At 68.8% G+C, this 13,474-nt stretch carries 15 protein-coding genes; 10 read left to right on the top strand and 5 right to left on the bottom strand.

The window, feature by feature from the left end; genetic code table 11:
* The first annotated feature begins 424 nt into the window (after positions 1 to 424).
* The 7 genes from G531_RS0106690 (at position 425) to serA (ending at position 7,413) form a co-directional block, all read left to right on the top strand.
* Positions 425 to 1,930, top strand: a complete 1,506-nt coding sequence (locus G531_RS0106690) for an ABC transporter substrate-binding protein (RefSeq protein WP_026926653.1) — start codon at positions 425 to 427, stop codon at positions 1,928 to 1,930.
* Positions 1,931 to 1,937: 7 nt separating this feature from the next.
* A complete protein-coding gene (locus G531_RS0106695) occupies positions 1,938 to 2,957 on the top strand; it encodes an ABC transporter permease (RefSeq protein ID WP_081683895.1) in 1,020 nt (339 codons plus the stop codon).
* Positions 2,954 to 3,766, top strand: a complete 813-nt coding sequence (locus tag G531_RS0106700) for an ABC transporter permease (protein WP_026926655.1) — start codon at positions 2,954 to 2,956, stop codon at positions 3,764 to 3,766. Before G531_RS0106695 ends, G531_RS0106700 begins: the two co-directional genes overlap by 4 nt.
* Positions 3,763 to 4,617, top strand: a complete 855-nt coding sequence (locus tag G531_RS20980) for an ABC transporter ATP-binding protein (protein WP_035758012.1) — start codon at positions 3,763 to 3,765, stop codon at positions 4,615 to 4,617. The genes G531_RS0106700 and G531_RS20980 overlap by 4 nt, the downstream gene beginning before the upstream one ends.
* Positions 4,614 to 5,441: an ABC transporter ATP-binding protein gene (locus G531_RS0106710; RefSeq protein ID WP_051215162.1), complete on the top strand. Its 828-nt coding sequence runs from the start codon at positions 4,614 to 4,616 to the stop codon at positions 5,439 to 5,441. Before G531_RS20980 ends, G531_RS0106710 begins: the two co-directional genes overlap by 4 nt.
* Before the next feature lie 28 nt (positions 5,442 to 5,469).
* Positions 5,470 to 6,114 carry an alpha/beta fold hydrolase gene (locus G531_RS24415; RefSeq protein ID WP_162143153.1) on the top strand — a complete coding sequence of 215 codons (645 nt, stop codon included), beginning with the start codon at positions 5,470 to 5,472 and terminating at the stop codon, positions 6,112 to 6,114.
* Between the two features lie 96 nt (positions 6,115 to 6,210).
* Complete coding sequence (gene serA, locus G531_RS0106720) at positions 6,211 to 7,413, top strand: phosphoglycerate dehydrogenase (protein WP_026926657.1); 1,203 nt, start codon at positions 6,211 to 6,213, stop codon at positions 7,411 to 7,413.
* A gap of 81 nt (positions 7,414 to 7,494) precedes the next feature.
* Here the strand turns inward: serA and G531_RS20990 are convergent, their stop codons facing one another.
* The 4 genes from G531_RS20990 to G531_RS20995 are packed head-to-tail and all read right to left on the bottom strand — an operon-like array spanning position 7,495 to position 11,295.
* Positions 7,495 to 8,319, bottom strand: coding sequence for an inositol monophosphatase family protein (locus G531_RS20990; protein ID WP_051215164.1), 825 nt, complete (start codon positions 8,317 to 8,319; stop codon positions 7,495 to 7,497).
* Complete coding sequence (gene rsgA / locus G531_RS0106730; RefSeq protein ID WP_081683897.1) at positions 8,316 to 9,359, bottom strand: ribosome small subunit-dependent GTPase A; 1,044 nt, start codon at positions 9,357 to 9,359, stop codon at positions 8,316 to 8,318. Before rsgA ends, G531_RS20990 begins: the two co-directional genes overlap by 4 nt.
* Entirely contained in the window at positions 9,356 to 10,717 is a 1,362-nt protein-coding gene (aroA, locus tag G531_RS0106735) for a 3-phosphoshikimate 1-carboxyvinyltransferase (protein ID WP_035758015.1), read from the bottom strand. Before aroA ends, rsgA begins: the two co-directional genes overlap by 4 nt.
* On the bottom strand, positions 10,717 to 11,295 hold the full coding sequence (locus tag G531_RS20995) for a DoxX family membrane protein (protein WP_051215165.1): 579 nt from the start codon (positions 11,293 to 11,295) through the stop codon (positions 10,717 to 10,719). Before G531_RS20995 ends, aroA begins: the two co-directional genes overlap by 1 nt.
* 97 nt (positions 11,296 to 11,392) lie before the next feature.
* Between G531_RS20995 and G531_RS0106745 the strand changes: the two genes are divergently transcribed.
* The 3 genes from G531_RS0106745 to rsrA all read left to right on the top strand — a co-directional run bounded on the left by G531_RS0106745 (position 11,393) and on the right by rsrA (position 13,205).
* Positions 11,393 to 12,136: an SOS response-associated peptidase gene (locus tag G531_RS0106745; protein ID WP_026926660.1), complete on the top strand. Its 744-nt coding sequence runs from the start codon at positions 11,393 to 11,395 to the stop codon at positions 12,134 to 12,136.
* A gap of 143 nt (positions 12,137 to 12,279) precedes the next feature.
* Positions 12,280 to 12,954, top strand: a complete 675-nt coding sequence (locus G531_RS0106750; RefSeq protein WP_035758018.1) for a sigma-70 family RNA polymerase sigma factor — start codon at positions 12,280 to 12,282, stop codon at positions 12,952 to 12,954.
* Positions 12,951 to 13,205 (top strand): mycothiol system anti-sigma-R factor, encoded by a 255-nt coding sequence (gene rsrA / locus G531_RS0106755; RefSeq protein WP_026926662.1) that lies wholly within the window; start codon positions 12,951 to 12,953, stop codon positions 13,203 to 13,205. The genes G531_RS0106750 and rsrA overlap by 4 nt, the downstream gene beginning before the upstream one ends.
* Before the next feature lie 73 nt (positions 13,206 to 13,278).
* Here rsrA and G531_RS27085 read toward each other — a convergent pair whose 3' ends face one another.
* Positions 13,279 to 13,353, bottom strand: a complete 75-nt coding sequence (locus G531_RS27085; protein WP_369797015.1) for a 50S ribosomal protein bL37 — start codon at positions 13,351 to 13,353, stop codon at positions 13,279 to 13,281.
* Between the last annotated feature and the right edge of the window lie 121 nt (positions 13,354 to 13,474).

Here is a 13,474-nt window from a genome sequence, read left to right on the forward strand (position 1 = left end):
GAAAACCATGTGAGGCACGACCCCCACCATCCGGGGGAAAACCACGTGAGGCACGACCCCCACCATCCGGGGACTTGCATGTGAGGCACCACGATCGACGCGTTGACTCAGCCACCATGTCCGCGTGGGGTGCTTCGTTGCCTCAGCTCAGAGTGCCCGCGTGTGGGGGCTCCCGGAGCTGTTTCGGGGGATCGAGCTGCGGTTCGGTCAGGCAGCGTCACCGTTGGGTGGGCAGCTTCGGTGCGCCGTGACGCTGGGTTTCCCAGGGTGACGTTGGGTGGGGTGAACGCGAGCGGTTCACGGTTTCCCACCGATGGTGCGTCGCCCGGATTTCGATACGGGTGAGTAGCCCGCCAGTGGCGCAGATCACGCATTAGACTCCTTCCCCGATGGCGTCAGATCGGCGCTGGAGGGGGATTCACCTATGAAGCGTCGGGTACGCAATGCGCTGCTGGCGGTACTGACACTGGCCATGCTGGCGGCCACCGGCTGCACCAGCGGGACTCAGAGTCAGCAGGGTGCACAGCGGCAGCTGGTGATCGGGGCCACGGCGTCCCCGCCCACGATGGACCCCACGGCCAATGATGCCGCCGCCATCCCCCAGGTCCTGCTGTACAACGTGTACGAGACCCTGGTGAAGATGGACAGCACCGGCCAGTTGCGTCCGCTGCTGGCCCAGCGCTGGGACCTGTCCACCGATCGGCTCACCTACACCTTCCTGCTGGATCCGGGCGCGAAGTTCGCCTCGGGGCGTCCGGTGACCGCGGCCGACGTCGTCTGGAGCATCCAGCGGGCCAAGAACGATGTCGCCAGCACGACGATCAAGCGCCAGATGGCCCTGGTGGAGTCCGCGACCGCGACCGGCGAGCGGACGGTGGAGGTGAAGCTCACCCGGCCCAGCAACGGCTGGCTGTTCGACATGTCCTCCACCGCCGGCATCGTGATCGATTCCCAGGCCCAGGTCGACCTGGCCAGCCAGCCCGCCGGTTCCGGCCCGTTCAAGCTCAAGCAGTGGACCCAGGGCAGCGCGGTGACCCTGGAGCAGAACACCAACTACTGGGGCACCCCGGGACGCTTCAGCGAGGTCACCTTCCGCTACTTCAGCGATGCCAACGCGATGAATGCGGCGATGCTGTCCGGCGACCTCGACATCATTTCCAACGTGGCGGCGCCGGCCTCGCTGAACCAGTTCAACGACCGGTCGCGCTACAACGTGATCGAGGGCACCACCAACGCTGAGGTGGTGCTGTCGATGAACAACACCGCCCCGCACCTGAACGACGTGCGGGTCCGCCAGGCCATCCGGTACGCGATCGACCGCAAGGCGCTGCGCGACACCGTCTGGGCGGGCAAGGGGACCCTGATCGGCTCGATGGTGCCGCCGACCGACCCGTGGTACGAGGACCTCAGCGGTGAGTACGCCTTCAACCCCGACAAGGCCCGGCAGTTGCTGCAGGAGGCCGGGGCGACCGGGATCACTCTGCGGCTGCGACTCCCGAGCCTGCCGTACGCCACCGCCGCCGGTCCGTTCGTGGCCAGCCAGCTCAAGGACGTCGGGATCAATGTGGTGATCGACCAGCTCGAGTTCCCGGCCAGCTGGATCGACACGGTGCTCACCAAGGGTGACTACGACATGTCGATCGTGGCGCACGTCGAGCCGCGCGACATCGTCCGCTTCGCCAACCCCGATTACTATTTCCACTACCAGTCGGAGAAGTTCCGCACCCTGATCGCCGAGGCCGATGCCGGGACCTCCGATGAGTACATCGCGAAGATGAAGGAAGCCGCGAAGCTGCTGTCCGACGATGCCGCCGCGGACTGGCTGTTCCTGCTGCCGAACCTGATCGTGACCAAGCCGAACATCACCGGGGTGGCCCCGAACGCAACCAGCCTCTCCTTCGATGTGACCACGATTTCCGCGGGTCGCTGAGCCCCGGATGGCAGGATCCGGCACGGCAACCGGCAGCGCCCCCGCGGTGCGCGGGGGAACGGCTTCCCGGCGCGGGGGCGTCCTCGTCCGGATCCTGATCCGGCTCGGGGTCTTCCTGGCCAGCCTGCTGGTTGCCTCGCTGATCATCTTCTGGGTCTGCAACGCGCTGCCCGGCAATGTCGCCCAGGCGATGCTCGGGCAGAGCGCGGACCCGGCCGCCGTCCGCGCGCTGGAGGAGCAACTCGGGCTGAACCGGCCCTTCTTCGTGCGCTACGGCGAGTGGATCGGCGGGATGCTCACCGGGGACATGGGCACGTCCTACCTGACCCACCAGCAGGTGGGCGTCCAGATCGCCGAGAAGTTCGGGGTGACCGCCTGGTTGGTCGGTTTCGCGATGGTGCTGGCGCTGCTGATCGCCGTCCCGGTCGGGACCTTCGCGGCGCTGCGACGGCGGCACTGGGCCGGGTTCGTCACCTCCGGGCTGTCCCAGCTCGGCCTGGCCATCCCCGCCTTCTGGGCCGGGATCATGGCGGTGTGGCTGTTCGGGGTCTGGTTGCGCTGGTTCCCGGCCAACGGCTATGTGCCGCTCACCGAGGATCCGGCGCAATGGCTGGCCCACCTGGTCCTGCCGGTCTGCTCGCTGGCTCTGGTGCAGTCCGCCGTGCTGGTCCGCTATGTCCGCTCGGCCACCATCGAGGTGCTCTCGGAGGACTATTACCGCACCGCCCGGGCCGTCGGGTGGCGGGAGATCCCCGCGCTGCTGCGGCACGGCCTGCGCAATGCGTCGCTGTCGGTGGTCACCGTGCTCGGGCTGCAGTTGACCACGCTGCTGGTCGGGGCGATCGTGATCGAGCAGGTGTTCGCGCTGCCCGGCCTGGGCAGCCTGCTGCTGCAGGCGGTGGCCCAGCGGGACCTGGTCATGGTCCAGGGGACCGTGCTGGTTCTGGTGCTGGCCGTGTTGCTGGTGAACTTCCTGGTCGACCTGTCCTATCTGTTGCTCGATCCCCGGCTGCGGGAGCGGCGATGAAGCGCGCCTCACTGTGGACCGGCGTCGTGCTGGTCGGGATCGTGCTGGTGGCCGGGCTGGTCTCGCTGGTGTGGACCCCCTTCGATCCGAATCGGGTCTTCCCCGGGGCTGCCCTGCAGGGGCCCCAGGGTGCCCACATCCTCGGCTTCGACCAACTGGGCCGCGATCTGTTCAGCCGGGTCCTCGCCGGGTCCCAGATCTGCCTGATCGTCGGGGTCATCTCGGTCTCGATCGCCGCGCTGATCGGCGTACCGTGGGGGATCGCGGCGGGGATGCTGAAGGGCTGGCCGAGCGAGCTGTTGATGCGGGTGGCCGACATTCTGTACGCCTTCCCGGCGCTGCTGCTGGCGATCCTGTTCGCCGCGGCCCGGGGATCCTCCACCTGGTCGGCGATGACCGCGATCGGGATCGCGACCATCCCGGCCTTCGCCCGGGTGGCCCGGGCCGCCACGCTGAGTGTGATGAGTTCGGACTACATCCTGGCCGCCCGGGCGTCCGGGACGCCGTACCTGATGTCGGCGGTACGCCACGTGCTGCCCAACATCGCCCCGGTCCTCGGGGTCCAGGCCTCGGTGTCGTTCGGGATGGCGATCCTCGCCGAGGCCGCGCTGAGCTACCTGGGCCTGGGCAGCCCGCCGCTGGTGGTCACCTGGGGTCGGATGCTGCGCGAGGCGCAGACCTACATGTTCAACGATCCGGCGCTCGCGCTGTGGCCGGGGCTGGCGATCGCCGGCGCCGTGCTGGGCTTCAATCTGCTCGGCGACGGCCTGCGGGACCTGCTCGATCCCCGCCTGCGGGAGGCGGTATGAGTCTGCTCGAGGTGCGCAATCTCAGCGTGGCCTTCGGGCGCCGGCCACCGACCCTCACCGGGATCGACTTCACCATCGACGCCGGTGCCCGGGTCGGCCTGATCGGCCAATCCGGGTCCGGTAAGTCGGTGACCGCGCTGGCGGTGATGGGCCTGCTGCCGGAGTACGCCACCGCGACCGGGTCGATCCGGCTGGGCGGCACCGAACTGATCGGCCGCCCGGATGCGTTGTTCGCCCCGATGCGCGGCAACGACCTGTCGATGGTCTTCCAGGAACCGATGACCGCGCTCGACCCGACGATGAAAGTCGGCCGGCAGGTGGCGGAGGTGGTGCGGCTGCACCGCAAGTCGAGCCGCGAGCAGGCGCGGGCACTGACCCTGGACATGCTGGAGCAGGTGGATCTGCCCGATCCCGAACAGGTCTATGACGCGTTCGCCCACCAGCTCTCCGGCGGGCAGCGGCAGCGCGTCGTCCTGGCGATGGCCCTGATCAACCAGCCCGACCTGGTGATCTGCGACGAACCCACCACCGCGCTCGATGTGACGGTGCAGCAACAGGTGCTCCGGGTGCTGCGGCACAATCTGGATGCCGTGGGCGCGGCGTGCCTGTTCATCACCCACGACCTGGCGGTGCTCTCCCAGGTGTGCGATCAGGTGCTGGTGATGCTGGACGGGGCGATCGTCGAGGCCGGGGAACTAAAGTCGGTGTTCACCGATCCGCAGCATCCCTACACCCGGGGCCTGCTGGCGACCGCCCGGCTGGATCAGGTCGCCCCCGGCAGCCGCCTGCCGACGGTGGCCGACTTCTACCGGCGGCCGGAGCGTACGCCGGGCACGGAGGTCGCCGGATGAGCGACCCGAGCACCCCCGACCCGAGCACCCCCGACGACCCGGCACCGGTCTATGCGGTGCGCGACCTCACCCGGGTCTACCCCGGGTCCCGCACCGTGGTCGCGGTCGACAACGTCTCACTGACCGTACGCCGCGGCCAGCGCCTGGGCATCGTGGGGGAGTCCGGGTCGGGGAAGTCCACCCTGATCCGGATGCTGGCCGCGCTGGATCGCCCCACCGCCGGGGACATCCGGTTGCACGGACGCTCGATCATCGGCGTACCGGAACGGCGGCTGGGCTTCCTGCGCAGCGCGGTCCAACTGGTCTTCCAGGATCCCCGGTCCTCACTGGATCCACGGATGCGGGTGGGGGACATCATCACCGAACCGTTGCGCTCGCGGATGATGCGGCACCGCAGCGACGTGCCCGACGATCATGCGGCCCGGCTGACGGAGGTGCTCGAGGCCGTCGGGCTGCCGGCCGACTCCGCCCGCCGGTTCCCGCACGAGTTCTCCGGCGGCCAGCGCCAGCGGATCGCGATCGCCCGGGCGCTGGCGCCCCGGCCGGAGGTGCTGATCGCCGACGAACCGGTGTCCGCCCTCGATGTGTCGGTCCGCGCCCAGGTCCTCAACCTGCTCAACGACCTGGTCGACCGGATGGGACTGACCATGATTTTCGTCTCCCACGATCTGTTGGTGGTCCGCCACGTCTGCGACTCGGTTGCGGTTATGCGGGGCGGACGTATCGTGGAGGCCGGAACGACCGAGCAGGTCTATCAACGACCCCAGGAGCCCTACACGCAGGCACTCCTGGCGGCGATCCCGACCATCCGGTTCGAGCGCTGAATCCGGGCAACCAACAAAGGAGACACCGGTGTCCAGAAGCGAGTTGCTCGTTCTGCTGCACGGCCTCGGCCAGACCCCCCAGACCTTCCAGGACCAGGTACGCGACCTGCCGCCGGACCTGCCGGCGGCCGCTCCCTGGCTGTCCGGCCTGCGCCCGGGTGACGCCGAGTCCTTCGAACTGGATCGGGCCGCGAACCAGGTGAGCACCGAACTGACCAGCTACGGGGCCGCCCGGGCGTACCTGGTGGGCATCTCGTTGGGTGCCATGGTCGCGTTGCGGGTGGCCGCCACCGATCCGCGGGTGGGGGCCCTGGTCCTGGTCGCGCCGCAGATCGCGCCGCCGAAGATGGTGATGAAGGCCCAACGCGCCGCGCTGCGCTTCGTGCCCGAGCGCCGGCTGGCGTCCCAGGGAATCAGCAAGAAGCGGGTGCTGCAGGTGCTGGACTCGATGCTCGAGATGGATCTGAGTGGTGACCTGGAGCGGATCGATGTCCCCACCCTGGTCCTGCTCGGGGATACCGATCGGGTCAACCGGGCCGCCGGGCACCAACTGACCGAACGGATGAGTGACGCCAAGCTGACCACCCTGCACGGCGGGCAGGAGCTCAATATCGACAGTCCGGACGAGTTCAACGTCGAGATGTATCGCTTCATCGGGGAACACCGCGCCTGAGCCCCGTCCGGCCGTGCCCGAGTGCCGGTTCCGACGACCGTTCCGCCCCCGCGTACGGCCCGCCGATTCCGGGTATATAGGCGTACACTCCACGCTGTGAAAGCGCTGCTCCTGGAAAACATCCATCCGGACGCCGAACGGATCCTGACCGACGGCGGCTTCGAGGTGACCACCGTCAAGGGTGCTCTGGACGAGCCCGAACTGATCGAAGCGCTGCAGGGCGTCTCCCTGCTCGGGATCCGGTCCAAGACCCAGGTGACCGCCAAGGTGCTGGACCAGGCCAAGGACCTGATGGCGGTGGGTGCTTTCTGCATCGGCACCAACCAGATCGACCTGGCCACCGCCGCGGCCAGCGGCACCGTCGTGTTCAACGCGCCGTTCTCCAACACCCGGTCGGTCGTCGAACTGGTGATCGGCGAGATCATCGCGATGGCCCGGCGGCTCACCGAGAAGAACGCCAAGGCGCACGCCGGTGAGTGGGACAAGTCGGCGACCGGCTCCCATGAGGTACGCGGCCGCAAGCTCGGCATCGTCGGCTACGGCAACATCGGCAGCCAGCTCTCGGTGATCGCCGAGGCCCTGGGCATGCACGTGTACTTCTACGATGTCGCCGACAAGCTCGCCCTGGGCAATGCGCAGCGGTGCAACTCGATGGAGGAGCTGCTCAGCAAGGTCGAGGTGGTCACCCTGCACGTCGACGGGCGTCCGGAGAACCGGAAGGCCTTCACCGCCGAGCACTTCGCGATGATGCGACCGCGCAGCCTGTTTCTGAACCTGAGCCGCGGTTTCATCGTCGACGTCGAGGCACTGCGGGAGAACATCCTGTCCGGCCACATCGCCGGTGCCGCGGTCGACGTGTTCCCCGAGGAGCCCAAGCGGGCCGGGGAGAAGTTCGTCTCGCCGCTGCAGGGGCTGCCGAACGTGATCCTGACCCCGCACGTCGGCGGCTCGACCCAGGAGGCCCAGCAGGACATCGGCTTCTACGTGGCCGGCAAGCTGGTCGACTTCTGGCAGACCGGGACCACCAGCATGTCGGTGAACCTGCCCGAGGTGCCCACCGACAACAACGTGCACGGGGTCCGACTGCTGTACGTGCACAAGAACGTCCCCGGGGTGCTGGCCAAGGTGAACCAGCTGATCGCCGAGCACGGGGTCAACATCGACCGGCAGTCGCTGTCCACCAAGGGCGAGCTGGGGTACGCCGTCACCGAGGTGTCCGGGGAGAACGTGCGCTCCCTCGCCGCCGCGATCCGGGAACTGCCGGAGACCGTCCGGCTGCGTGCGGTGATCGCGGAGTGATCGGCCGCTAGCGCCGCCGACGTCGCGACCCCGGAGCCCGCCGGCTCCGGGGTCGTCGCTTTTCGGCCGAGAGGTGCGGGCTCAGTTCTCCGGACCGTCGTAGGGCTGCAGCGCCGGATAGAGTTCGCCGGCCATGTGCTGCAGCACCGTGTCGTGGAGTACGCCGTTGGTCGCCAGGGCGCCCGGGCCGACCGGCCCCGGCGTACCCTCCACGTTGGTGAACCGGCCCCCGGCCTCGGTGACGACGATCGAGCAGGCGGCCATGTCGTGCAGCGCCAGCTCCGGCTCCAGGGCGAGATCGACCGCACCCTCGGCGACCAGCATGTAGTTCCAGAAATCGCCGTACGCCCGGGTCCGCCAGCAGGCCCGCATCAGGTCGACGAACGGCTGGCCGTAGTCGGTCTTCACCCAGCCGACCATCGAGGAGTAGGACATCGAGGCATCCTCGATCCGGGCGACCCGGGAGACCGAGATCGGGGTGGCCCGGTCCAGGGAACGTCCGGTGTAGGCCCCGCCGCCCAGGCTGGCCCACCAGCGGCGGTTCAGCGCGGGCGCGGAGACCACCCCGACGACGACCCGGTCGTCCTCGGCCAGGGCGATCAGGGTGGCCCACACCGGGACCCCCCGGACGAAGTTCGAGGTGCCGTCGATCGGGTCGACGATCCAGGCGCGCGGACCGGAGCCGGTCCGGCCCCCCTCCTCACCGATGATGGCGTCGCGTTTGCGAGCGGTGTTCAGGGTGTTCCGGATGGTTTCCTCCACCGCCAGGTCGGCTTCGCTCACCACCGAACGGTCCGGTTTGCGACTGACCCGCAGCTCCTGGGACTTGAAGCGGTCCATGGTGAGGGCATCGGCCTGGTCGGCCAGCATGTGGGCCAGCCGCAGGTCGTCGTGGTAGTCGCTCATTGCTGGTCTCCTCTGCTGCGTGCGGACATCATGCGCCGGAAGGATTCGACCCGGCGGGCCAGTGGTCCCCCGAGTTCCAGCGCTCGGTCCAGGCCACATCCGGGCACCCCGAGCTCGTGCGTACAGCCTCGCGGGCACTGATCGGTCCAGGACGCCAGGTCCGGGAAGGCCGAAATCACCTTATCCGGTGTGACGTGGCTGAGTCCGAAGGAGCGTACGCCCGGGGTGTCGATCACCCAGCCGGTGTGCGGTTCGGGCAGCTGCAGCGCGATCGCGGAGGTGGAGGTGTGCCGCCCCCGGCCGGTGACCTCGTTCACGTCGCCGGTGGCCCGGCCCGCATCCGGGATCAGCGTATTGATCAGGGTCGACTTGCCGACGCCGGAATGCCCGATCAGGACGCTGGAGCGCCCCTCCAGCAGTTCCCAGAGGTCCGTCAACGGGGCGCCGGGCCGGGTCACCACGATGGGGACACCCAGGGGCTCGTACGCCGCGATCAGCTCATCGGGCGCGGCCAGATCGGCCTTGGTCAGGCACAACAGCGGATCCAGCCCGGCATCGTAGGCGGCGACCAGGATCCGGTCGATCATCCCGGTCCGCGGCGGGGGATCGGCCAGCGCGGTCACGATCACCAGTTGATCGGCGTTCGCCACGATCGGGCGTTCATAGGGGTCGTCGTCATCGGCGGTACGACGCAGCACGGTGGTCCGCTCCATCGCTTCCACGATCCGGGCCAGCGTCCCCTCCGCGCCGGAGGTGTCCCCGTCCAGCCGGACCCGGTCGCCGACGATGATCGCCTTGCGGCCCAGGGTCCGGGCCTTCATGCAGATCACCTCGTGCCGGCCGACCCCGTCGGCGTCCAGCAACAGGCAGCGGTAGCGACCGCGGTCGATGGTCACCACCAGGCCGAGCGGCAGCTCGGAATAGTCCGGACGCTCCTTGGTCCGGGGCCGGGTGCGGCGCCGCGGTCGTTCGAACTGCGCATGGGAGTCGGTGAGAATGGACTCGCGGAAGTTGTCGACGTTGCTGCGCCGAGGGCTCAAGAGTCCTGACCCTGGGCCTGGGCGTCGGCCCCGGACTGGCCGAAGGCGTACTCGGCCGACTGATCCAGCATGTCGTCCCACAGCGCGGAGAAGCCGGTCATGGTCTTGCTGGTACACGAAATGTCGTCCAGCACCACCCCGTCCACGATCAGCCCGAGCACCGCCCCGGCATGGGCCATCCGATGATCGGCGTAGGTGGCGAAGTCACCGCCGTGCAGCACCCGGGGCCGGAAGCTCAGCCCGTCGCTCTCCTCCCGGACGTGGGCGCCCAGTTGGTTCAGCTCGGTGGCCAGCGCCTTGAGCCGGTCGGTCTCGTGGCCGCGGATGTGCGCCACTCCGCGGATCCGGCAGGGCTCGGGGGTGATCGCGGCCAGGGCGGCGACCACCGGGGTCAGTTCCGAGCAGTCGTGCAGATCCAGATCGACACCCTGCAACGGGTACTGCCCGGTGACCACCAGACCGGCCGGGGTCAACTCCACCCGGGAGCCGAACTCGGTCAGGATTCGTCGGATGTGATCGCCCGGCTGATCGGTCACCGTCGGCCAGTCCGGCACGGTCACCGAACCCATCGTGATCACCCCGGCGGCCAGGAACGGCGCGGCATTGGACAGATCCGGTGCGATGGTGACGTCCTTCGCCCGGATCGGGCCGGGCGCGACGATCCACCGGTCGGGCGCGGACAACTCCACGTGGACGCCCCGCTCACGCAGCATCGAGATGGTCATGTCGATGTTGGGCCGGCTGGGCACCGTGGTCGCACCCCGGTGCCGGATGTCGATCCCGTTGCGGTACCGCGCCCCGGCCAGCAGCAACCCGGAGATGTACTGGCTGGAGGTGGAGGCATCCACGATCAGCGGGCCGCCGGCGACCTCCCCGGTGCCGGTGAGCCGGAACGGCAGGCCGGTCGCCTGTACCGGATCCAGGCCGACCCCCAGGTCGTACAGTGCGTCCAGCAGCGGACCCATCGGGCGTACCTCGGCGGCCGCGTCGCCGGTGAACTCGACGGTGCCGTCGGTCAGCGCGGCGATCGGGGGCACGAACCGCATCACGGTCCCGGCCAGACCACAGTCGATCGTCCCGGACCCGCTGAAGCGGGCCGGGGGAGTGACCCGCCACACCCCGGCGTCGCTGTCGTCGATCGTCACGCCGAGCACGCGCAGGGCGTCCCGCATCAACCGGGTGTCCCGGGCCTCCAGGCCGTTGCGAATCTGCGAGGGACCGTCACTGAGCGCGGCCAGCACCAGGGCGCGATTGGTCTCCGACTTCGATCCGGGCAGGCGCACGGTCGCATGGACCGGTTCGGCGGCAACCGGTGCGGCCCACGGACCCGACTCCAGGGCACGGCGGGGGATGACCATCAGCGCAGGCTCTGCTTCAGCTCGAGGCCGGCGTTCTCGGCGTCTGCCATCGCCTTCTCCACATTGGCCCGGGCGAGTTTCGCCTCATAGGCCAGCTGCTTGCGGGTCTGCTCCGCGCCCGCCTGGAGTTTCTTGCCGGTGTCCTTGGCCCGCCAGGTCAGTCCCGGCTTGCCCTCGGTGTCCTGCGCGGCGATCAGCACCCCACCGAGCAGGGCCAGGTCGGTCAGGAAGGAGTTCCGGGTCGGGCCGGTATCGCCCTCGAACGGGTTGTGCGCGATCAACTGCGGCACCAGCGACGCGGCCAGCAGGCCGGCGCCCAGCCGGCGACCCTTGCCGGTGGCCAGGGCGAGGCCGCCGAGCAACTGCAACCCGCCGCTGATCCGGACCAGCGTGGTCGTCTCGGTGGGGATCTTGTCGGCGACGTCGCTGGGGGCAACCTTCTGCGCCAGCGGGATCGCGGTATCGGCAAAACGCTCCGCCTCGGAGGCGAATTCCTGGGGCTCGCGCAGGGCCTTCTGGCCACGGAAGACGAAGTAGCCGGCGAGCATGGTGCGGGATGCGAGTCGCAGCAGATTCATGTGTCATGTCTATCGTGTCCGGGCCGCCGATTCCACCGGTACCGAACATCTGGGGGCGCCACGCCGGGGAACTTTTCCTGCGCCCTATCGTGGGGACATGTGTGGTCGTTACGCCGCCGCCGCGAATACCGATGAGCTGGTGGAAATCTTCGAGATCGACGAGGTCACCGACCCGGCTCCGCCCCCGGCGTACAACATCGCCCCGACCGACCCGGTCGCCGCGGTGGTGGAGCGGATTCCCCGCGACCACTCCGACGAGCCCGGGGCGCCCGGCGTACGCAAACTCGTGCAGTTGCGCTGGGGGCTGGTGCCGAGCTGGTCGAAGAACGCCACCGGGGGCGCCCGGATGATCAATGCGCGCTTCGAGACCGTCGCCGACAAGCCCGCCTTCCGCAAGGCCTTCCGCAGCCGGCGCTGTCTGTTGCCGGCGGCCGGCTACTACGAGTGGTACGACACCGGCGCGACCGGCCCGCGCGGTAAGCCGGTGAAACAGCCCTACTTCATTCATCGCGCCGACTCGGAACTACTGGTGATGGCCGGACTCTACGAGTTCTGGCGGGATCCGGCCCGCAGCCAGGAGGCCGACGGCGGCTGGTTGGCCACCTGCACCATCATCACCACCGAAGCCACCGATGCGGTGGGACATCTGCACGACCGGATGCCGATGGTGGTCAGCGCCGACCGGTGGGACGCCTGGCTGGATCCGCGGGCCACCGACGCCGAGGTCGCCCATCACCTGCTGGCGGTGACCCCACCGCAGGATCTGGCGGCCTATCCGGTGTCCACCGCGGTCAACCAGGTTCGCAACGACGGGCCGGAACTGATCCGCCCACTGGAGTGAATCGGAATAGTCCCGGCGCCGAGCGCGTTGTGCTGCACATGATGGCAACCCAGTGTGATGTGTCGGAGTACCGGCGCGGGGCAACCCCGCTGCCGACCCCGACCTCCCCGGGAAGCCCGGTGTCTCCGGTATTGTCGGCTCTGATGACCCTTCCTGACACCGATCCGGACGCCGTCGGGGACACCGATGGCGCCGACGCCACCATTGATCTGCGGGCCGAGGAGACCGAGGCCGAGCGCACCGAACGTTTCGAGCGCGACGCGATGGCCTACCTCGACCAGCTCTACGGTGCCGCGCTGCGGATGACCCGAAACCCCAGTGACGCCGAGGACCTGGTCCAGGAGGCGTACGCCAAGGCGTACGCGTCGTTCCACCAGTTCCGGCCCGGGACGAATCTGAAGGCCTGGCTGTACCGGATTCTGACCAATACCTATATCAACATCTATCGCAAGCAGCAGCGCTCGCCGAAGGTCGCCGACACCCCCGAGGTGGAGGACTGGCAGGAGGCGCGCGAAGCGTCGCACACCGCGCGCGGGCTGCGGTCCGCGGAGACCGAGGCGCTGGAACGGATGCCGGACAGCGTGGTCACCGAAGCGTTGGCCGACCTCTCGCCGGACTTCCGGCTGGCGGTCATTCTGGCCGATGTCGAAGGCTTCTCCTACAAGGAGATCGCCGAGATCATGGGGACCCCGATCGGCACGGTGATGTCGCGACTGAATCGGGCCCGTAAGCAACTGCGCTCGAAGCTGGCCGACTATGCCCGGGAAACCGGCATGCTGCGCAGCCCCGACGCCCCACATGAGGAGGGTGGGCGATGAGCGAGCACCGCCTGGAGGATTGCGACCTGGTCCTGAGCCGGGTCCACGAGTTCCTGGACAACGAGCTGGACACCGCGACGGCCGATCAGATCCGGGAGCACCTGCTGGCCTGTGAGGAGTGCGTTGAGCACTTCGACGCCGAGGCGGCGATGCGCGCACTGATTTCGCGCTGTTGCCAGGCCCGCGCCCCCCAACACTTGCGGATGGCCGTCATCGCGCGGATCCGGACGATTCAGATCGAGCGCGGCTGAGCGGTTCCCCGGCCCACAACGTCAGCAGCTCCGAACCCAGGGTTCGGAGCTGCTGGTGTCTGTGGACCACGACTCAGGCGTTGGGACGCTTGCCGTGGTTCGCGCCCTTTTTGCGACGTGCGCGGCGCTTGCGACCGGTCTTCCCCATGAGAGCCTCCTGTTCGGTGCCGATTCTGCGGAACCCGCCCGGGGCTCGTCGGCAAATCCACTGCCGACCCGGGTCCGGGCGCGACAGGGCCACCGGTTGATGGCCAAGAGGTAAGTGTAAT

The organism is Granulicoccus phenolivorans DSM 17626 = NBRC 107789 = JCM 15570 (genome assembly GCF_000423085.1).
GTDB lineage: Bacteria > Actinomycetota > Actinomycetes > Propionibacteriales > Propionibacteriaceae > Granulicoccus > Granulicoccus phenolivorans.